General features: G+C 64.4%; 20 protein-coding genes and 2 pseudogenes. 10 read left to right on the top strand and 12 right to left on the bottom strand.

Going from position 1 to position 20,136, the window contains the following annotated elements; all coding sequences use genetic code 11:
- The first annotated feature begins 9 nt into the window (after window positions 1-9).
- The 3 genes from D3H54_RS31960 to D3H54_RS26935 are packed head-to-tail and all read left to right on the top strand — an operon-like array spanning window position 10 to window position 2,853.
- Window positions 10-996 carry a PEP-utilizing enzyme gene (locus D3H54_RS31960; RefSeq protein WP_286199331.1) on the top strand — a complete coding sequence of 329 codons (987 nt, stop codon included), beginning with the start codon at window positions 10-12 and terminating at the stop codon, window positions 994-996.
- A gap of 6 nt (window positions 997-1,002) precedes the next feature.
- The gene (locus D3H54_RS26940; RefSeq protein ID WP_149382734.1) at window positions 1,003-2,013 is read left to right on the top strand and encodes a DUF7064 domain-containing protein; all 1,011 of its coding nucleotides are present in this window, start codon (window positions 1,003-1,005) and stop codon (window positions 2,011-2,013) included.
- A gap of 15 nt (window positions 2,014-2,028) precedes the next feature.
- Window positions 2,029-2,853: an SDR family NAD(P)-dependent oxidoreductase gene (locus tag D3H54_RS26935; RefSeq protein ID WP_149382732.1), complete on the top strand. Its 825-nt coding sequence runs from the start codon at window positions 2,029-2,031 to the stop codon at window positions 2,851-2,853.
- Window positions 2,854-2,858: 5 nt separating this feature from the next.
- On the opposite strand, the gene D3H54_RS26930 is transcribed toward D3H54_RS26935, so the two are convergent.
- Together D3H54_RS26930 and D3H54_RS26925 are read right to left on the bottom strand one after the other, a co-directional pair.
- On the bottom strand, window positions 2,859-3,464 hold the full coding sequence (locus tag D3H54_RS26930) for a winged helix DNA-binding protein (RefSeq protein WP_149382730.1): 606 nt from the start codon (window positions 3,462-3,464) through the stop codon (window positions 2,859-2,861).
- Window positions 3,461-5,077, bottom strand: coding sequence for a pyruvate, phosphate dikinase (locus D3H54_RS26925; protein ID WP_149382728.1), 1,617 nt, complete (start codon window positions 5,075-5,077; stop codon window positions 3,461-3,463). Before D3H54_RS26925 ends, D3H54_RS26930 begins: the two co-directional genes overlap by 4 nt.
- Window positions 5,078-5,252: 175 nt before the next feature.
- On the opposite strand from D3H54_RS26925, the gene D3H54_RS26920 reads away from it, so the two are divergent.
- The 5 genes from D3H54_RS26920 to D3H54_RS26900 are packed head-to-tail and all read left to right on the top strand — an operon-like array spanning window position 5,253 to window position 9,985.
- Window positions 5,253-5,615: a DUF4286 family protein gene (locus D3H54_RS26920; RefSeq protein WP_149382726.1), complete on the top strand. Its 363-nt coding sequence runs from the start codon at window positions 5,253-5,255 to the stop codon at window positions 5,613-5,615.
- A gap of 1 nt (window position 5,616) precedes the next feature.
- Window positions 5,617-6,225 carry a nitroreductase family protein gene (locus tag D3H54_RS26915; protein ID WP_149382724.1) on the top strand — a complete coding sequence of 203 codons (609 nt, stop codon included), beginning with the start codon at window positions 5,617-5,619 and terminating at the stop codon, window positions 6,223-6,225.
- Window positions 6,226-6,256: 31 nt separating this feature from the next.
- Window positions 6,257-8,407: an acyl-CoA dehydrogenase family protein gene (locus D3H54_RS26910; RefSeq protein WP_149382722.1), complete on the top strand. Its 2,151-nt coding sequence runs from the start codon at window positions 6,257-6,259 to the stop codon at window positions 8,405-8,407.
- A 13-nt stretch (window positions 8,408-8,420) separates the two neighbouring features.
- Window positions 8,421-9,557, top strand: coding sequence for a thiolase C-terminal domain-containing protein (locus D3H54_RS26905; RefSeq protein WP_149382720.1), 1,137 nt, complete (start codon window positions 8,421-8,423; stop codon window positions 9,555-9,557).
- On the top strand, window positions 9,554-9,985 hold the full coding sequence (locus tag D3H54_RS26900; RefSeq protein WP_149382718.1) for a Zn-ribbon domain-containing OB-fold protein: 432 nt from the start codon (window positions 9,554-9,556) through the stop codon (window positions 9,983-9,985). The genes D3H54_RS26905 and D3H54_RS26900 overlap by 4 nt, the downstream gene beginning before the upstream one ends.
- Here D3H54_RS26900 and D3H54_RS26895 read toward each other — a convergent pair.
- The 3 genes and pseudogenes from D3H54_RS26895 to D3H54_RS26885 form a co-directional block, all read right to left on the bottom strand.
- Entirely contained in the window at window positions 9,974-11,086 is a 1,113-nt protein-coding gene (locus D3H54_RS26895) for a phosphotransferase (protein WP_149382716.1), read from the bottom strand. The two genes, D3H54_RS26900 and D3H54_RS26895, sit on opposite strands and share 12 nt — an antisense overlap.
- 92 nt (window positions 11,087-11,178) lie before the next feature.
- Window positions 11,179-11,637, bottom strand: a complete 459-nt coding sequence (locus tag D3H54_RS26890) for a Zn-ribbon domain-containing OB-fold protein (RefSeq protein WP_149382714.1) — start codon at window positions 11,635-11,637, stop codon at window positions 11,179-11,181.
- A pseudogene (locus tag D3H54_RS26885) lies at window positions 11,634-12,454 on the bottom strand (SDR family NAD(P)-dependent oxidoreductase). Before D3H54_RS26885 ends, D3H54_RS26890 begins: the two are co-directional and overlap by 4 nt.
- A gap of 79 nt (window positions 12,455-12,533) precedes the next feature.
- Between D3H54_RS26885 and D3H54_RS26880 the strand changes: the two are divergent.
- Entirely contained in the window at window positions 12,534-13,385 is an 852-nt protein-coding gene (locus D3H54_RS26880) for an acyl-CoA thioesterase (RefSeq protein WP_149382712.1), read from the top strand.
- 16 nt (window positions 13,386-13,401) lie between these two features.
- Window positions 13,402-14,358, top strand: coding sequence for an SAM-dependent methyltransferase (locus tag D3H54_RS26875; RefSeq protein WP_149382710.1), 957 nt, complete (start codon window positions 13,402-13,404; stop codon window positions 14,356-14,358).
- A 77-nt stretch (window positions 14,359-14,435) separates the two neighbouring features.
- On the opposite strand, the gene D3H54_RS26870 is transcribed toward D3H54_RS26875, so the two are convergent.
- From D3H54_RS26870 to D3H54_RS26840, 7 genes and pseudogenes are all read right to left on the bottom strand, one after another.
- A complete protein-coding gene (locus tag D3H54_RS26870) occupies window positions 14,436-15,353 on the bottom strand; it encodes an esterase family protein (protein WP_286199013.1) in 918 nt (305 codons plus the stop codon).
- Between the two features lie 64 nt (window positions 15,354-15,417).
- Window positions 15,418-15,531 (bottom strand): annotated as a pseudogene (locus tag D3H54_RS31955) (hypothetical protein); the annotation flags it as partial.
- Window positions 15,532-15,817: 286 nt separating this feature from the next.
- Window positions 15,818-16,666 (bottom strand): SDR family oxidoreductase, encoded by an 849-nt coding sequence (locus tag D3H54_RS26860; protein WP_149383766.1) that lies wholly within the window; start codon window positions 16,664-16,666, stop codon window positions 15,818-15,820.
- A 995-nt stretch (window positions 16,667-17,661) separates the two neighbouring features.
- Entirely contained in the window at window positions 17,662-18,420 is a 759-nt protein-coding gene (locus D3H54_RS26855; protein WP_149382706.1) for an SDR family NAD(P)-dependent oxidoreductase, read from the bottom strand.
- Window positions 18,421-18,502: 82 nt separating this feature from the next.
- Entirely contained in the window at window positions 18,503-18,769 is a 267-nt protein-coding gene (locus D3H54_RS26850) for a cytochrome C oxidase subunit IV family protein (protein WP_210419604.1), read from the bottom strand.
- 1 nt (window position 18,770) lies between these two features.
- Window positions 18,771-19,349, bottom strand: coding sequence for a cytochrome c oxidase subunit 3 (locus tag D3H54_RS26845; protein WP_149383764.1), 579 nt, complete (start codon window positions 19,347-19,349; stop codon window positions 18,771-18,773).
- A gap of 49 nt (window positions 19,350-19,398) precedes the next feature.
- Window positions 19,399-20,031, bottom strand: coding sequence for a hypothetical protein (locus D3H54_RS26840; protein WP_168214979.1), 633 nt, complete (start codon window positions 20,029-20,031; stop codon window positions 19,399-19,401).
- Window positions 20,032-20,136 lie beyond the last annotated feature (105 nt).

The following is a 20,136-nucleotide window of genomic DNA, read 5'->3' as shown; positions in this document are numbered from 1 at the left end:
GTGACCGAGATGGGGCGCGCCGATCTCGTACCAGTCCTGCTCGCAGGATATGGCGGTGTGATCGAGACCGAACTTGCCGACGACGTTTGGTCGCTCGGCCAGGGTCGACTGAGCATGGATGAGTTCTTGTCGCGGCACGGATTTCACGGTCCCAACGAGGGCAACGTCATAGGCCATTCATGGCGCGAGGACCACGATGCCGTCAAGCGTGCGGCGGCCGCGCACGCCGGGCGGACCGAACAGGAACGCCCGAGCCTGCGCGTGCAGAGGGCGGTCGCCGCACGACAGCGCGCCGAGTCCGAGCTGCTCGCCACCGTCTCTCCGCTCCGACGGGTGATGTTACGGAAGTTGCTGTCCTTCACGGGTTCACATGTCAGAGCGGTCGAGTTGGGCAAGGCCGGTTTCCTGGCCGCCATTGACGGTTGCCGGGCCGCCGCCACCTGCCTGGGGCGTGACCTGGTGGACGCAGGAAAGCTCGATCGCCCGGATGACGCGTTCTACCTGACCGTGGATGAGCTGCTGGCACCGCTTCCGTCGAATGTGCGCGAACTGGTCGAGTTCCGCCGGGCGCGGCGTGAAGAGTACCGGCGCATCGAGGTGCCCACCGTATTCACCGGGATGCCGGATCCAATCGAGGCCGATGACGCGATCACCGGTCAGGATGCGGTGGTGCGCGGAACGCCGGCAGGCACAGGGGTTTTCGAGGGCATGGTGCGTGTGGTGCTCGACGCCGAATCAGAAGACACCCTCGACGACGGTGAAGTGCTGGTCTGCAAGATGGTCGATCCGGGGTGGACGGCGCTAGTATCGCTGGCCGGCGCGCTGGTGACCGACATCGGCAGCCCTGCCAGCCATGGCGCCATCGTCGCCCGCGAGTTGGGCATCGCCTGTGTGGTCGGGACGGGCAACGGCACCCGCGTTCTGCACACCGGCGATGTCGTCCGAGTGGACGGGGTGACCGGCGAGATCGCCGTCCTGTCCCGAGCAGGAAGCTGAGAGCGTATGACATCCGTTCACGTCGATCTGTCGTCCGGACTGCCCGCGCCGCGTGAGGAGACCGTTCACACCTGCCCGGACGTACCGGGGTGGACCGAGAACCTGCTGTTCACTCCGTACGACCCGGTCAACGACATCGGCATGTGGCTGCATCTCGGCACCGTCCCCGACATGTGGGAGATGTGGGAGGACCGAGTCCTCATCGCCCTTCCCGAGGATCAGGGCGTGCTCAGCATGTGGGCCTATCACCGCACCATGCCGGAACGCCGACCCGCAGGCTCGAACCTCGCCTTCCGCTGCGATGAGCCATTCACCAAGTGGCACATCACCTTTGACGGGTTCTGCGTGAGGTCGTCCTACGAGGCGATGCGCACCGGTCTGCTGGCCGACGGTCCCAAGGCCCACGTCCGACTCGACTTGGACGTGCAGGGTTTGACGCCGGTGTGGGACGCCGAGTCGGGGCCTGCCTTCGCCTCCGGAGCCGGCATGGCCGAACAGAGCTGGGCCCGCGAGCACTACGAACAGCTCACCCGGGTGACCGGGGAAGTGCGCATCGACGGTGAACGGATCCGCTTCGACGGCGGCGGCTGGCGCGATCACTCGCGTGGTCCACGGGGTGCGGACACCCTGACCGACTGGGGCGGCCACGTCATCGTCGGGGGAGTGATGCCCAGCGGACGGGCCTTCGGCCTGTGCCGGTACTGGGCGCGTGACGGCCGCATCACACTCGAGGGCGCCTACGTGGTGGAAGACGGGGTGCTACGGCACGTGGATGTGGACGAGATTCCTTCGCACGCGGCGTTGTCCCGCGACGGCGAGCGGTTCAGCGTGGCCTTCGCCGGCGGCGCTCCGTTGAGGGGGACGATTCGTTCGTCGCTGTGGTTGTCGATGGCCGACGGACTGCCGTACGGCGTGCTGGAGCCGGCGCGTGCCTACCACGTGAGTTGGGCGGAGGTGACGTGGGGTGACGAGACCGGTCATGTCTACATCGAGCGGTCGAACCTGTCCAGCCCCTGAGCGTGGGGAGAAATTGTGAAGTTCCGTGACAGAGTTTTCGTGGTCACCGGCGGCGCGAACGGTATGGGCCGACACGTGGCGCTGTTGCTTGTCGACAAGGGGGCACGGGTCGCCGCTGTCGACGTCGACGCAGTCGGGCTGAAAGCGACGGCCGGACTTGCTGATTCACGACATGGGCAGATCTCGACTCATGAGGTCGATGTCACCGATCGGTCGGCTACCGGCGCACTGCCGGATGCTGTCGTGGCGGCTCACGGCGCAGTCGACGGCCTGGTCAACGTGGCTGGCATCATTCATCGGTTCGCCCGAGTCAACGACCTGGAGTTCGACGAGATCGAGCGGCTGCTGAACATCAACTTCTTCGGCGTGCTGAATATGACGAAGGCCTTCCTGCCGCATCTGCTGACGCGTCCGGAGGCGAACATCACGCTCGTGTCGAGCATGGGGTCGTATGCGCCGGTGCCCGGGCAGACCATCTACGGCGCGTCCAAGGCGGCGGTCAAGATGCTGGGCGAGGGCCTCGACTCCGAATTGCGGGATACCAACGTGCGCGTGACTGTGGTGTTCCCCGGAGCCGTGCGGACCGACATTGCGGTCAACTCGGGCGCGATGAGCCGTGACCAGAACGAGGCTACCGCCAATTCGATGCGGATGCTCCCGCCGCGGGTTGCGGCCGCGAAGATCGTGCGTGGCATCGAAAGGGACTCGCACCGGGTTTTCGCCGGCGTCGACGCGCTTCTCCTGGACAAACTCAATCGCATTGCGCCGTCCCAGGCCGCCAAGCTGATCTGGCGCCAGATGCGTGATGTGCTGCCAGCCGCCGGACACGACGCGGGGTAGCGACCCTACTGCGCGTGACCGGCAGCCGCCTCGGCGTCACGAGTCAGGCCCGCGGCGAGGATCAATTCTTCGTGGAGTTCGAACCACACGGTGTGGTAGGAATCGATGACCGGGCGTGTCAGCCACGCCACGTCGCCCTCTTTGAGTCGCGCCCGCGCGTTGTCCAGTCTGGCTGCGTACCTGCGCAATCGGGGTAGAAGGGTGCTGACCGAATGCAGAATCGGCACCACTCGTTCGTGCACGCCGTCGAGGCGCCTGAGGACCGCAGCGTCGTACTCGGAATCGTCATGGGCGTTGGGCTGGCCGTCCTTTATTTGCCAATCCGACACCAGCGCTTTGAATTCGCCGTTGACCGCACGGAACTTCTCGTAAGCTGCGCCGATCGTCGCGGTGTCGATCCCGTCGCGTTCCCCGGCCAACAGCTGGGCGAGGCGGGCCCGACCGTCGGGGCTGATCTTGACGGTCTTGCCCGCGACCAGCAGGCCGGAATCAACCAAGGCATTGACTGTTTGGGCCACGTCGACGGGATCCTGACCGAGCGTTGCGGCCAAATCCGACTGATTGACCCGGCCTTTCAGCCGCACTGCCTGCAACACCGCCAATTCGCTCATCGGCTCAGCCCTCGGTCATTGTCTGCCAGTCGCAGCGCGGTCAGCATGGTGATCAACGGGGTGGGAGATAGCACGTCGGTATGTCCGGCGGCCAATGCCGCACGCACCGCGTCGTCGGAACCGGCATCCAACTCGGGATAATCGCCAGTTGCGTGGGCCCGCAGGGGGCTGACGACCAACGCGATGCGGGTCAGCTCGGCCAGGTCAGATGAGTCGTCCTCGGACCAGGCAGTCAACTCCAGAATGCCTTCTCGCACCTCGCCCTCGGTTCCGTCGACGGTGATCAGCTTTCCTGCAAGTGCATCGGTGACGCCGGCGCCACATCCGACGACGGATGGACGGCCCAGTTCCCGCGACACGATCGCGGCATGCGAAGTGGCGCCGCCGGTTCCGGTGACGACCCCGAGTGCGGCAATCATGCCCTCCACGTCGTCCGGGCTGGTGAAGCTGCGTACCAGGATGACGTCCTGGCCGTCCTCGGCCGCGTCGATCGCCTCGTCGATATCGATATAGGCCCTTCCCGACACCACCCCGGGGCAGGCAGGCAGACCTTTGGCCAATAAGGGTGCAGCCAAACGTGATTCGGGTTGCAGCGAGGGTAGCAGCAGGGTCTCGATGTCGGCGGGAGTCACCCGGCGCAGCGTCGTCATATCGTCGATCAGGCCGTCGCGGCGAAGTCTCAGCGCCAACCGCACCGCCGCCTGAGCCGACCGTTTCGCAGCGCGGGTCTGCAGCAGCCAAAGCCGGCCTTCTTCGACCGTGTACTCGATGTCCTGAATGTCGGAGCCCAGCCGTTCCAACGTCCGTGCTGCGGCGACCAACTCGTCATAGACGTCTGGTTGTTCTTCGGCGAGAGCGCTGACCGGCTGCGCGTCGACCGCCCCCGATACGACGTCTTCACCCTGACCACCCGGTAGCCACTCGCCGAACGGCTCGTCGGCGCCCGTGATCGGGTTGCGGGAGAACAGGACACCGGTGCCGGACTTGGACTCCATGTTGCCGAACACCATGGCCTGCACCACCACTGCCGTGCCACCCAGCTCCTCGTAGCCGTGATGCCTGCGGTAGGCGCCGGCGCGCAGCGAGTTCCATGAGGCGAAGACGGCTTCGATGGTTTCACGCAATTGCAGGAACGGGTCGTCGGGGACAAGCGAGGAGGCGTCCCCACCCAGTACGATTCGTCGGTACATGTCAGCGAATCTTGCCCGGGTGTCCATCGCGAAGTCAGCGGAGATTGCCCGGGCCAGAGCTTGCTCGACGGCGTCGTTCATGCCCAGGTTCAGCACGGTGTCCATCATGCCCGGCATGGACCGCGCTGCACCGCTGCGGACACTCACCAGTAGCGGACGTGGCCCGCGCCCGAATGTGCGCGACGTCAGTTCTTCGAGGTACTGGATCTTCTGATGCAACGTCGGGCTCAAGCCCTCGATGGTGGCGACCGGATCGGCGAACCATTCTGCACAGACTTCGGTACTGATGCAGAACGCAGGTGGCACCGGTAATCCGTTGCGTCGCATCATGTTGATGCCGTAGCCCTTATTGCCGAGGATCTGTCGCGGCAAGTCTGAGGAACCGTCAAGGAGCACTACCGATGAGTGCCCGGTGCGAGTCATGGCGACCTTCTCTGCGGGGTATGAGGCGACACGTGATCGCCCACAGTATGGCAGTGGACTGTCATGGTCAACACGCGCGTGCGACGGCCACCGGCCGTGCGTTGACTGTGACAGTCCACTGCCATACTGTGGGCCGGTGGCCCGAGTTGGGTGGGCTCTGTCAGAAAGGCGTGACGTGGCCGAGAATCGATTCATCGTCCTGAGCAATCCCATCGAGGGCGAGGACGACACCTTCAACAAGTGGTATGACGAGGTCCATGTGCCGGAGGTGCTTGATGTTCCGGGTGTGGTGGCGGCGCAGCGCTACGACCTTGCCGAACTGAAGATCCCCGACGACGAGGATCTGCCCGCGCAGCTGCCTCCACCCACACACCGATACCTGGTGATCTATGAGCTCGATCAGGAACCTGAAGTGGTGATGGCGGCATTCCTCGAGCGGGTGATGTCGGGGAAGTTGTCCCTGGGCGAGACACTCGACCTGTCCACGGTTTCGATGACCGGCTGGACGCCGCGCGGCGACCGACGGCTGGCCGGCTGAGGTGTCTGAACTCCGTGCGGTGATGCAGGCGCAGCGCGCCTGCAGGCGATTCGATCCGGACGGCAAGGTGCTCGACTCCGACATCGAGGAGATGCTTCAGAGTGCAGTGCACGCTCCGAGCGCCGAGAACACCCAGCCGTGGTCGTTCGTGGTGATCCGCGACGAGGACAACCGAAAGCTGTTGGCCGACTGGTGGACGCAGACGTGGAACGCAGGCGGTGGCGACTTCGTCAAACGAAGCCTCGAGGACAAGGTGTTGGTTGCCGATCTCGAACATGGTTTCGCCAGAGGCGGGTTCGCTGCGGCACCGGTCGTGGTGGTTGTCTGCGCGGACACCGACCGGGTCGCCGAGATCTACGCACCGTCATCGATCTACCCGGCCGTGCAGAACCTTCTGCTGACCGCTGCTGACCTCGGATACGGCTCGTGTCTGACCACCGGACTGACCACCTTCGGGGTCGACCGCGTCCGCGAACTGCTGGAACTGCCGCAGAACCTGATCCCGATGGCGGCTGTGTACATCGGACGGCCGGCGCGCCCGCTCTCGCCGCCCCGTCGTCGCCCCGCTACCGAAGTCACCTACCGCGAGAAGTTCGGCGCCCCCTGGTGATCGGACCCTCCCTGACCAATGAGGCCATTACATGACACTGGCAATAACCGAAGACCACCGCGCGCTGGCCGATGTCGCCAGGTCCATGGTGACTGGGCGTGGTGGGGTTGGAAACGCGCGGCGCATCCTGCTCGACCCCGACACCGCCGACCGGTGGTGGACTGACGACGGGCTGTGGAAGGAGATCGTGTCGACCGGGTGGCTCGGTCTGCACGTCGACGAAGAGTTCGGCGGTCAGGGTTACGGACTGCCCGAACTGACCATCGTGGCCGAACAACTCGGCCGCGCCGCGATCGGCGGACCGTTCCTGCCCACGGTCGCCGCGTCGGCCGTGATCGCCGAGGTCGGCTCCGACGAGCAGCGCGAGCGTTGGCTGACCCAGTTGGTGTCCGGTGATGTCGTGGCCGGTATCGGATCGAAGAGCGATGCGTCTGTGCAGGATTCGCGAATTTCGGCTACTGCGGTGCCCGTTCTGGGCGAGGCGGCAGCCGACGTGTTCCTGCTGCCCGTCGGAGACGATCTGGTTCTGATCGAACCCGGTGACGGTCTGAGCACGAGAACCATCGACTCGGTCGACCAACTCCTGCGACCGGTCACCGTGCTGCGCCTCGAGTCCGCTGCGGTGGCCGACGTTTTCCCGGGGGCGAGCGCCACCGCCACCCGGGTGTTGCGACTGCTGGCCACCGCTGAGGCGGTCGGCGGGCTGGCCGCCTGCACCGAGATGGCAACTGCGTATGCCGCCGGCCGAGAGCAGTTCGGGCGGCCGATCGGCTCGTTTCAGGCGATCAAGCATCATTGCGCCAACATGTTGGTGGACACCGAACTCGCGGTGGCGGTGGCATGGGATGCCGCACGCGCGTTCGGCGCGGAGGCCGAGCTGGCGGTGACCATGGCCGCCGGGCACGCGCTTCCCGCCTACCAGCGGGTGGCTCTTCAGAACGTCCAGGTGCACGGCGGCATCGGCTATACCTGGGAACACGACGCCCACCTCTACATCCGGCGAGCCACCGTTTTGCAGGCCTTCGCCGGCGACCAGGACGCGTTGCGGGACAAGGTCGTAGAACTACAGGCCCAGGGTATGCGACGGGGTCATTCGGTGGACCTACCGCCCGAAGCCGACCAGTATCGGCAGGCGGCGCAGGACTTCCGCGCCACACTCGACACGGTCGGTCCCGATGACCGCCACAAGCTCTGGGCGCGAAGCGGCTACTTGCAACCGCACTGGCCGAAGCCCTATGGCCGAGGCGCCGACAGTGTCGAGCAACTGATCATCGAGGACGTGCTCAAGGGTCTGGACAAGCCGAGCCTCGGGCTGGGCGAATGGGTGGTACCCACCCTGCTGCAGCATGGCAGCGACGAACAGATCGAGCGGCTGATGTGGCCGAGCCTGGAGGGCCAGGTGCGCTGGTGTCAGCTGTTCAGTGAGCCCGGCGCCGGCTCGGATGCCGCGGCGGTGGCGACCAGGGCCAAGCGCGTCGACGACGGCTGGGTGGTGTCCGGTCAGAAGGTGTGGACCAGCGACGCGGTGAACTGCCAGCGCGGTCTTGCCACCGTGCGCACCGATCCGAATGTGCCCAAGCACAAGGGCATCACGGCAATGATCATCGACCTCGCCGATCCGGCCGTGCAAATCCGCCCGCTCACCGAGATCACCGGTGAGACGCTGTTCAACGAGGTGTTCTTCGACGACGTCTTCGTGCCTGATCGCGACGTGGTCGGCACGGTGAACGCGGGCTGGACGGTGGCGATGGCCGCGTTCGGCAACGAACGAGTCTCCATCGGCGGCGGTTCGGTCACCATGACTGCCGACGCGCTGATCGACCTGTTGGCACGCCACCGCCCCGGCGATACCGGCCTGGCGCGAGATGTCGGTGCGCTGCTCGTCGAGGCGTATACGCTTGCCGCGTTGAATCTGCGGCAGGCCGCGCGGGCGGTCTTCGATTCCGGGCCTGGCATCGAGGGCAACATCGCCAAGCTCTTCGGCGCCGAGCATGCTCAGCGCGTCGCGGAACTCGCGCTGCGGATTGCCGGTCCGGGCATCCTCGTGGGGTCGGAATCCGACGTCGTGCACGACTACCTGTTCAGCAGGTGTCTGACGATCGCGGGCGGCACCTCGGAAATCGTCAGAAACCTGGTCGCGGAACGCATTCTCGGCCTGCCGCGCGATCCGGCGGCGAAGTAGATCGGAGAACCACATGACCTGTGCCATCGTGGGCATCGGGCGAACCACCTACAGCCGCAACTCCGGCCGCACCACGCGCGGGATGGCGGTGGCGGCCTGCCGGGATGCCATCGAGGATGCCGGGCTCAGCACGGCCGACATCGATGGAATCTGCACCTTCATGGCCAATGACTCCGAGCAACCGATATTCGTCGGTTGGGCACTGGGAATCGACGAATTGTCCTGGGCCAACGCGATGTACGGCGGAGGGAACCTGGTCGCCGATCAGATCGCCACGGCCGCCGCTGTCATCGAGGCCGGGCTCTGTAAAGCCGTGCTGGTGTACCGCTCGCTCAACGGCCGGTCCGGCTATCGCTTCGGCCACATCGAAGGGCCGATGCAGGTGCAGCATCACGACCAGTTCGATACGGCGTCGGGGTTCATGGTGCCGCCGCAGTGGTTCGCCATGTGGGCCCGTCGGCACCAGCACGAATACGGTTCCACGTGTGAGGATCTCGGGCAGATCGCGATTACCCAGCGTGCACATGCAGGTCCCAACGAGCACGCACTGCGTCGTGAACCGCTCACGATGGATGACTATCTGGCCGCCCGATGGATCAACGAACCGTTCCGGGTGCTCGACTGTACGTCCGAGGTGGACGGCGCGGTGGCCGTGCTGATCACCGGCGAGGATATTGCCCGCAATGCCAAGAAGCCGCCGGTGTGGTTGGTTGGTTCGTCGAACTCGCAGGGCGGCTCCGGCTGGACGGAGTGGGACGATCCTACCGAGATGTACTCCCGCACAGCAGGTCCCAAGATCTGGGCGAGAACGGGCCTGAGTCCGGCCGATATGGACCTGGCGTGCATGTACGACTGCTTCACCTACACGGTGATGGCCACCATGGAGGGCTTCGGCTTCTGTGAGAAGGGTGAGGTTGGCAAGTTCTTCTCGACCGGGCGCGCCACCTACGGGGGTGACGTGGTGGTCAACCCGCACGGTGGCCTGCTGTCGGAGGGTTACATCCATGGGCTGAACCACCACTACGAGGCGGTGCTGCAGTTGCGCCGCGACGCAGGAGTGCGTCAGGTCGACGACGCCCAACTGGCTCTCGTCACCGCAGGCGGCGGTCCGTTCGGGGGCGCCAACATCTACAGCAGGGAGCGGCCATGACGACGAACCACGCACTCCTTCCCCCGGTCCCGGTCCCAGATCCCGACACCGCCCGGTACTGGGATGGTCTCAAGGAGGACAAACTGATGCTGTGCCGTTGCGATGACACCGGCAAGTGGATTCATCCACCGCTGGAGCGCAGCCGCTACACCGGCGGTCCCGTGCATTTCGAGGAGGTCAGCGGCGCAGGCACGGTCTACAGCTACATCGTGGTGCGTCAGGCCCTGGTTCCGGGCCGCATACCGCCCTACGTCGTGGGTCTGATCGAGCTCGCGGAGCAGCCGGGGCTGCGCATCAACGCGGTCATCGATGCCGATCCCGCCGACGTGCGGATCGGCCAGGAGGTCGAGCTGCGTATCGTCGACTTGGCCGGAAGCGGCTACCGGATACCGGAATTCCTCATCAAGCCGGCTGGCTCACCGCAGTAGCGCGCCGGTTCCCAGGTCCGAGTATGCCTCGGCGAATCGACCGAGCACCGTTTCGACGATCTCGACGGAGTACATCTGATCCGGGGTGATCGCCCACATGCAGAATCCCCATGCGGGGCTGCGGCGGTAGGCCGTCCACATGTGCTCGCGATCCGGCACCGTGACGCCCGCATCGCGCAGTCGCCCGCGGTACCCGTCGAGCAGCTCACGTTCGTGGGCGCGCCGAAGCTGCGGTGTCAGTGCGCCGATCAGTGCGTAACCGACGTCGTGCGCCCACGATCCGCGCCGCACCAATTGCCAGTCGAGCACACCCATCCGGCCGTCCGGCAAGGTGTAGGTGTTGCGTGGGTGAGGGTCTCCGTGCAGCAGGGTCATCGGGTCTTCGGCCATGTGGGCCTGCAGCTGCCAGAACGCGGCCTCCATCGAGTCAGCGTCCTCTCCGGTGGCGTCGAGCAAGGCACGTTTGTAGGGCAGTTCGAGAAACATTCGGATGATGTCGAACCCGGTGGCGTGCAGGAATTCTGCGAACTTGCCGGTGGTCGGGTGGTTGAGCCAGGACAGGTCACCTTCGTCGCGCAGCCGCGGACTGTTCCAGAACGGCGCGTGGACGTGACTCAGCGTCGTGAGTAGCTCGTCGACCTGCTCGACAGTCAGGCCTGCGACCGCGTCGGGCACCTGCGCGCCGCGTAAGGTGATGTCTTCAGCGACGATGAGGAATTGCGAAGGGCCGTCGAGATGCTCGGCGAAGTAGGTCGTCATGGTTTCGACGTCGAGATCGGCGCGTAGCTCGCGGTAGAACCGAGTCTCGTCGTCGAGTAGCACCGTGCCGCCACCGCCCTGGGACAGTGATGCGTCCACCTCCGCGGGCAGGTCGTGCACGGTGCCGAGTTGGGTTTTGACGAAAAGATGTGTGGGCAACGTGGTTTCCGGGTTGGCGTATGTGACGTCGAGATGCAGATGCGACGTGGTGCCCTGCCAGGTGTGGCCCAGTTCCGCCGTCGTGACGATCACGTCTGGATCGTGTCGACGCAGCAGCGTCGTCAGTATCTCCGGCGTGAGGTCGTCGGCAGAGCGCAGCGCGACCGGCAATGTAGTGGACACGGAATACTCTCCTCGCCGCCTGGACAACTATGACAGTCAACTGTCAATTTAACAGTCAGTCGGCGAAGTCGTTCGCAAATGCCGGGATGACTTCAGGCAAATCCAGCGGGACGGAACAGCGGGATCCAGACCCGGCTGTCCTCGTCGCCCGACAGCGCGGTCCAGTCTTCGAAGAAGACCTCGACGGGCAGTCCGACGCGGAGGTCCTCGACGGCCACCCCCACCACATTGGTGATCAGCCTGACGTCGGGTTCGTCGTCCAACTCGACCATGGCCACCACGTAGGGGGGCTCGAAACCCGGGATCCAGTTTTGCCGGTTGATCGTGAACGCTGCGACGGTGGCCTTCCCGGACACGGGTTCGGGAGCGACGTCGGTGCTTCGGCAGCGCCAGCACGCAGGCCCCGGCGGATGAAAGAAGTGGCCGCAGCTGTGGCAGCGGCTGATCAACAACTCGCCATGTTGTCCGCCGGTCCAGAACGCGTGAGACTCCGCCGTGGGGCTGGGTGCCAGTCTGAGTTGCGGGCGTTGGTATTCCGTGTGGGTCGTCATTTCGTGTCCTCCTGCCACTCACAGCCGGTGAGTTCGGCCGACAGCTCCCACAGCCTGCGTGCGCTTTCCGGATCCGTGGCCTTGGGCTTGAGCTTCGTCGGTTTTGGCCGTCCCCATTGATGCATCAAACCGCGCGGCGAGAGATAGGTTCCGTTCGGCAGCGTCGTCGTGATGGCCTGAATGGTCGAGCGGGCGCCATGCTCCGGACTCTGGGCAACGTAGGGCGAGATGACCCGACCCGCCCATTGCACCGCGCGAGATCCGTCCCGGGTGATCGCGGTGTTCGTCATTCCCGGATCGGAGGCGTAGGCCGTCTTTCCCCTGGCCACCAACTGACGCACCATCAACAGGTTTGCCAGCTTGGATTCGCCATAGGCGGCCCAGGGGTTGTACTTGCGATGGTGGTAGTTCAAATCGTCGAAGTGGATGTGCGCGGTGTTGTAGTTGGTGCTGGCCACCGACACCACGCGGTCGCGGATCCGATCACCGAGCAGGCATGTGAGCGCGAAGTGGCCGAGGTGATTGGTGCCGATGTGCGCCTCGAATCCGTCGACGGTTCGGGTCAGGGGAGTCCGAGTACGCCTGCGTTGTTGACGAGCACGTCGACCGTGTCGACTGACTCCGCGAACCTGCGGACACTCGTGAGATCGGCCAGATCAAGCTCGCGGACTTCGACGTCTCCGGGCATCGCCGTCGCAGCCTCTCGGCCCTTGGCCAGCGTCCGGCATGCGATCACCACTTCGTGGCCGGCCGCTGCCATTGCGGTCGCGGTGGCCTTGCCGACGCCACTGTTGCCGCCCGTGACGATGATTCGCACCGTGCCGTAGCCTCCTGTAGACGCAGTCATCAAACCGTAAACTATTTATCGCTTTTAGGAAACGGAGCTGAGCCCGGAGATGCTGGCATCGTTGGCCGACGTGTTGACCCTGTTCGAACTCGAGTCCCTTGGCGCCGACACTTTTCAAGGCACTCAGCCCGACCCGCCCAACCATCACATCGTTGGTGGGCAAATCGCAGGGCAGGCGTTGATGGCGGCCAGTCGGACCGTGTCGCAGCGGCCGCCGCACAGCCTGCATGTCTACTTCCTGAGGCGAGGTGACGCGCGATACCCGGTGACGTTCGAGGTGACTCGGCTGCACGACGGCGGCACCTTCTCTGCACGCCGGGTTGCTGCGATTCAGGGTGGGCAGGTGCTGATGGAGGCGATGGCGTCGTTCACTGCCGGCATCGAGGGGGCCGACTATCAGGGTGAGATGCCCGACGTGCCGGCGCCCGACTCCCTGGTACCGGTTGAGCAGCAACTTGCGCCCTACGCCGACGAATATGGTGGCTGGTGGATCAGCGAGCGCCCGTTCGACACCCGCTACGTCGACCCACCACCACGCATCGCCATGGACCTCGACGGACCGCCTATGTCGCGGAGCAGGATCTGGCTGCGGGCGAGGGGTGCGGTACCGGCCGACCTCGTCGTCAACAGTTGTGTGCTGACCTACCTCAGCGCGCTGACGCTGCTGGAGTCGGCGCAAGGCCCGATGGGTAAGTCGCCGACGGATGTGTCGGCCCTTCTGGATCACACGGTGTGGTTCCACCGGGCCGCCGATTTCTCCGACTGGCTGTTATTCGAGCAGAAGTCACCGACGGGCGTCAGAGGGCGTGCACTGGCTACCGGGTTGCTGTTCAACCGGAGCGGTGAGCTGGTGTGTACCGCCGCTCAGGAGGGGTATTTTCCGGCCGCCAGAATTATTTAGCATGTATAATCAATGCATGGCGAGAAGCGAAGACGACACGTGGGATATCACCGAGAGTGTGGGGGCGACGGCGCTCGGCGTTGCCGCCGGCCGCGCGGCCGAAACCGACAGTGACAAACCGTTGATTCACGACCCGTTCGCGCGGATGTTTCTCGACGTGGTCGGCGACCGCATCCCCAACCTGTACTCGCGCGGAGAAGACATCCCGCCCGAGCTGGTGGCACTGGACCCCCGAATCGGTGAGCGGATGGAGGCGATGAGGGGTTACATCGCCTCGCGCACCTTGTTCTTCGACGAATTCTTCCTGGCGGCCGCCAAGGATGGAATCCGGCAGTCGGTGATCCTCGCGGCGGGCCTCGATGCCCGCGCGTGGCGTCTGGACTGGCCCTCGGGCAGCGTCGTCTACGAGTTGGACCAACCCAAGGTGCTCGACTTCAAGGTCGCGACGTTGGAGTCGAATGGCGTCACCGCCCGGGCGACATATGTCGGTGTGCCGGTGGATCTGCGCCACGACTGGCCCACGACGTTGCGGGCGTCTGGTTTCGACCCGGCTCTTCCGACCGCCTGGTCGGCCGAGGGACTGCTGCCCTATCTGACGGCCGAGGCGCAGGACGTTCTGCTCGAGCGGATCGCGAGCTTGAGCGCACCGGGCAGCCGACTCGCCATCGAAGACTTCACTCACGAATTTTTCAGCGCGGAGAGCTTCGCGCGGCGCGCGGAACAGATGCAGCGCTATCGCGAGGCCGCCGTGAAGTTGGGCCGCAACGAGATTTCCGAGTCCGGCAACCTGCTCTACGAGGAGAGCCGCACCCAAGTGGTCGACTGGCTGTCGGAGCATGGTTGGGAAGCGAACGGGATCGACGCGCCGGAGTTGATGGCGCGAAACGATCGCCGCGCGCCAACAGATCTCGAGGACGCCACCCCGCAGAGCGTGTTCGTCGATGGCCGGCTACCTGTTCAGCCCAGCACCTAACCCGGCGGCTGTCCCGCGCCCCTCGATTCGGAGTGTGCAGCATCTGCCATTGCTCGCGCCCACGGTGACGAAAGCCCCTATTTGATGGCTGCGGCAACGTCTCCTGACATCGCGGACAGCTGGGCGGCCCAGGTGCCCCAGTCGTGGTTGCCGCCGGCCGGGAAGTCGAAGTGGCCGTTGTGGCCGCCCACCGAGCGGTAGTGCGCATAGAAGGTGCGGTTGCTGCCCTGGGCCTGATCGCAGTAGCCGATCATGGCGGGCACGTCGCTACACGTCAGCGTCTGGGGGCTGAAGACCCACAGCCGGGTGTTGTTGTCCACCAACAGCTGCACGTGCACCTCGGGGTCATGCCACTTCCACCGGCCCAGCTGAGCGGCACCCCACATGGCTTGGGTGTTCACGCCGCCGAATTCGTTCATACCGGCGGTGATCGCGCCGTTGAGAAAGGTATTCGACGGGGTCAGGAAGCCCGACATCGACCCGGCGTAGCGGTAGCGATCGGGATGGAAGGTCGCCTCCATCAAGGCACCGGTGCCGCCCTGGGCGGCGCCGACGATCGCGTGCCCGCCGGGCGCCAGGCCCTTGTTGGCGGCCAGCCAGTTCGGCAGCTCGTCGGACAGGAAGGTCTCCCACTGCCGGGTGCCGTCGGCCTCCCAGTTGGTGTAGAGGGTGAACGCGCCGCTGGCCGGTGCGACCACCGAGATGCCCTTGCCCGCAAGAGTATTCATCGCGTTGCCTGCGGTGACCCAGTTGCTGACGCCCTCGCCGGCGTTGAAGGCGTCCAGCAAGACCACCGCATGCGGGCCGCCACCCTGGAAGGCCACCGGGATGTCGCGGCCCATGGCCGGCGACGGCACCATCAGATACTCGACGTCGGCCGCGTGGCCGGTCGGCGCGGTGGCGGCGAGGCATATACCGAAGGTGAATGCTACTGCGGTACAGATCTGTATTGCGCGGGTAATCATCGGCGTCCGCCAGGGTTTCGGGCTGTCCATTCAAACCAATCCTGCTGCTGCGCCTGTGACGGCTGGGAGTACGCGATCTGGCGAGGCGACGCGATTAGCGCTTAGACCGGCGGGTACGCGGGGGCGGGTAGACCCCGCGCAGTGCCCATGGGAGCCAGCTGAAGAAGTATTCGACCTCATCGCTGGCGTCGTAGTCAGGGTTGGGATCCATCTGCATATCTCCGCTCACGCGACCGCGGCGGCTGTCGACCTGCTGGCTTCCACAGCACGACGGCGCCCTTCCATTAACACCTTAATAGTTAAACATCTAACACAATTATGGACTTCACGCGGTCAATCCGGCAAGGGACCCGATCGACCCGCGTACGCGCAACTGACACGGCAGTCCGGAATGTGCCGAGGTACGGGTCGCGTCCGATCTGCCGAAGTCGGGGAGTGGCTCACGTCCGCAAGGTGGGAGTCAACCCGGTGAGCGCGGAATGAGCCGCCGAGTATCAGGGCGCGGTGTAGCCCGGCGGGTTGGTGGAATCCACCCAAAGATCAAGTCCCAGTTCGGCACCGGGCACGCAGTCGTATATCGACAAGTCGGTGACGCCCGACTCGAGCAGCACGTCCTCGCACAGCAGGCTGTTACCGGTGAAGTCCTTCGCCGGCTTATTGAGCACTGCATAGGCCGCGTCGGCATAGATATCGGGCTTGCGGGCACGGCCCATCGCCTCGTCACCGCCAAGCAAATTCTGCACGGCTGCAGTGGCGACCAGTGTTCTCGGCCACAGGGTGTTCGAGGCAATGCCGTGTTCGCGCATCTCCTCGGCGATGCCGAGGGCGCACAGGGTCATCCCGAATTTGGCCATCATGTAGGCAGTCGGTTTAAGCCACTCGGACTCCAAGCGGATGGGTGGAGAGAGCGTCAAAATGTGCGGATTCTCCCGCCCCAGCATGTGCGGGAGGCACGCTTGCGAGACCGCATAGGTTCCGCGGACCTGAATGCCGTTCATGAGGTCGAAGCGTTTCAGCGGGACCTCGCTTACCGACCCGAGGTCGATCGCTGACGCGTTGTTCACACAGATGTCGATGCCCCCGAACTGGCTCACCGCTCGATTGACCGCCGTCTGAACCGACTCACTGTCTCGAATGTCACCGATGATTGGTAGAGCGTGTCCACCGGCAGCCTCGATCTCTTCGGCCGCGGTGAACACGGTGCCGTGGAGCTTGGGGTGTGGCTCAGCGGTTTTGGCAACGAGTGCGACGTTGGCACCGTCGGCGGCGGCGCGCCTGGCGATGGCGAGCCCGATGCCTCGGCTCGCACCTGAGATGAACATCGTTTTCCCGGAGAGTGACATGTCTTCCTCCCGCCGCCTTTCGAGCGGCTTTGGCATCGTTGGCAAGATATCTATATGTATATACGATTTATCGGTCGAGCCCACGGGCCAGAGTGCGGGTTGCCGCGAAGCATCGAGCGAAGGAGTTGTGCCGTGCATCCGAGCATGACTACGACGCCAGCAAAGAACTTAGTTACTTCCTCGGATTCCTTCAGGGGCTCCGCGCGGTGATAGCCACGCCCGGCGTATCAACCCGTGTAGCATCCACCACCTCACGCCGCGCGCGACGCTCAGAATGGCGGAGCCTCTGCACCTTCATTGGATATCGGCGGTATCAAGCTGGGACGTATTCGTCCGACGGTGATGTTAACACCGTGATTGCGGTGGTGTGGCAAGCCAGGGTTGGTGCATTGGGCGGTTCGATGGTGGTCAGGCCGCGCCCGCCGCCAACCCGTCAGAACGTCGCCGAGGAATGTATCTGGATCCGGGCCCGCAACACCGGCGGGCAGCCCCAGCGAAATTCGCTCCGCGTCAGATCGATTCGTCACCGACGAGCTGCTTGAGTCTGCGATCGGGGACACGGCCGCCAGGATAGAGGCGACCACACGGGCAGCAATCGTGTGATGAGGATGATACCGAGAAGTACTGCCACACAGACAATGCCGCTCAACGAGAGCGTTCGCCCAATAATCGTGCGCTTCATAGCGCTACCTCTTCCTTTGAGTTTCACGGAGTAGTGTCGGACAGCTCGCGGCTCCCTGATGCGGATCTCCTGGAATTCCTGTGTCGGGGCACCCGCGGCACTGCTGCGCGGCAAGCGATGAAGGGACCCGCCGGGGCATCGACGCGCAGAGTGGCCAGCCCGCGTCCACGCCACCAGTGGTGGGCACGGGGCGATCACCGCTTGAAGGCGTTCTCGACTGGCGGTGAACTGGCGTCTGCCAGGTGCGCGGAGGCCACGCGCACAGATTCGGCCGTAGTGCAAAGAACACTCGGCTACGCATTCGGGCTAGCCCTTATCTCGGAGCGAACCGTTGGCCCGCGTCCAAGCGGATGCACTGGCCGTTGAGCATTGGGTTCTCGATAATCGCAAGGACCAGTTTGGCGTATTCGTCAGGTCGCCCTAGGCGTTTCGGAAACGCGGCGTCCTTGGTCAGGCTTTCGGCCATGTCGGCGGGGATGTCTGCGGTGATGCCGGTGGCGAATAGGCTCGGGGCGATGGCCAGGACGCGGATGCCGAGATTACCGAGATCGCGCGCCATAGTCAGGCACATCCCTGCAACGGCGGCCTTAGAGGCCGAATAGGCGATCTGGCCGATCTGACCTTCGAACGCAGCGATCGACGACGTGTTGATGATGACGCCGCGTTCATCATCCTCAGATGCGTTGGTGCTCATATGGAATGCCGCCAGCCGGCTTACGTTGAACGTGGCTACCGTATTGAGGTCCTGTATCTGACGGAAGACTTCAAGATCATGGGGGCCGTTCTTGGTCAAGGTCCGCATGACCGAGCCACCCCCTGCCGTGGTCACCGCGATGTGCACCCCACCTCGGGCTTCGACCACTCGTTGCAGCGCGCGCTCGGTCCCGCTGAAGTCCGTTACATCGGCCTCGTAGAAGCGCCCGTGGAGGCTGTCAGCGACCTCCTGGCCAGCGCTGTCAGGCCGGTCCAGTATGGCGACATTCACACCACGTCGGGCCAGTGCCTGGGCGGTCGCTCGGCCAAAGCCCGACGCGCCTCCAACTACGATCGCATTTTTGCCCTCAAGCTCCATTGTTGCTCGGTTCCTTTCTGTTTCGGTTGGCTGTTTGCGTTGGCCGACAGGCCGGACACCTGACGGTGCCGCCTGATTTTGATCAGGTCACCGCTACGTAGCCGGCGAGAACGCCGGAGAGGACGAAGACGTAGATTTCGAACGCTCCGCGGAGAAGAGCCGGTGCATCGCGCAGTTCCATGAAATAGAGACCGACGAGCCTGATCTTCACCCCGGCGACGATCAGGATGATCACCGCAATGAGTCTTCCGTCCGATGCCTCTTCGGTGGATAGCCACCAGGACAGAAATGTCGCTAGCGCCAACGCAATCCACACGACGATGACGGGGTCTCGGTAAACGCTGCGCACGTCACTTCACCAGATAAAGCAGCGGGAAGATGGCCAGCCACAGCACATCGACCATATGCCAAAAGCATGCGCATCCTTCAGCCAACGATAGCTGCAGCGCGGAGAGGTACGTTGCGCGTCGTGCTAGCCAACGCAGGAAGGTGAGCACGCCAAGGCCGATGATTACGTGGACCAGGTGCAAGCCAGTCAAGAGGTAGTAGAACAAGTAGAACTGATTGGCGCCCGGGGTGATCCCAGCTGCCACCTTCGAGTGGTACTCGGTTACCTTCAGGGCGACAAATGCGAGTCCGCAGCCGATCGTCGCGATGACGAGACGTGACGCGGCGGTCGCTCGGCCCCCTCGTATCCGCCGTAGCGCCAAGACTGCGAACAGTGAACTCGTCAACAGCAACAAGGTGTAGACGACGCCCAAGTCGACATTGAGGTGGTGTTGAGCGGCGGCGAAGCTATCCGGGTTGTCGCTGCGGTAATGAAGGTACGCCACGAAAAGGTAGGCGAACACGACAAGATCTCCGAATATGAAGACCCAAATTCCAGCCTCGCCTGGAATTCTCCGTGTTCGGCTGGACGCGGGCGCCACCTGGGTTGCCGCGCCCTCTCTTTCGGTCAACGCCACAGTTTTCGACCGCTCAACGATTCGATGCCGTGAACTGCGCCTCGTGGGTGGTGATGGCCTGCAATGTCACCACAGTCATCCCGATGAACCACACGAAGAAGGTGATCAGAAGCAACCACCAGGCGATCGCTCCGTTCCACGCCAGCGGGCCGTCGATGAAGAATACGTCGAGACTTGCCGGTGTCATCGCAACTCCTGCCCAGATACTGAAGTAGCCGGCCCAGCGGGGAAAGACCGGTGTCGCGCTGGTGTCGGACAATATGGCGACACCGACCACGATCGCTTGGGCGACGACTGTGTAGACCAGACCGGTGAACGGCAGCCACCCGAGGTCATTCAGCGCTTGGATTACTTCATCCGACCGCCCGGGGCGGTAGGCCGCGGTTTGGAAAAAGTACAGTGGCACAATGAATTCCAGTGGCAGCAACACCCCGAGGCCGATCTGGACATAGGAAAGCGGCGCTAAGCGACCCTCGATCCGCTTCAGCTGAAGCCCGACGGCCATCACCCATGGCACACAGAGGACCCCCGCCCACATCGCGAGCTGGACTCCCACCCGAATCCGGATCGAATGGCCACGGTAGAGGTCCGCAATTTCACCGGCGCTAAGCGCTGGGTGCGGCGGCGGTATGAAGCGGGCGATCACGCCAAAGCCGATGAAGAATACGACAGTCATCACGGGACCGCACCACGCGCACCAGCGTTGAGTTCTCGCGTTCATCGGTTACCGGCCGCCGGCGTCAACAGCGCA

The organism is Mycobacterium sp. ELW1, assembly GCF_008329905.1.
Lineage (GTDB): Bacteria > Actinomycetota > Actinomycetes > Mycobacteriales > Mycobacteriaceae > Mycobacterium.
This window is presented reverse-complemented; position numbering and strand designations above follow the sequence as displayed.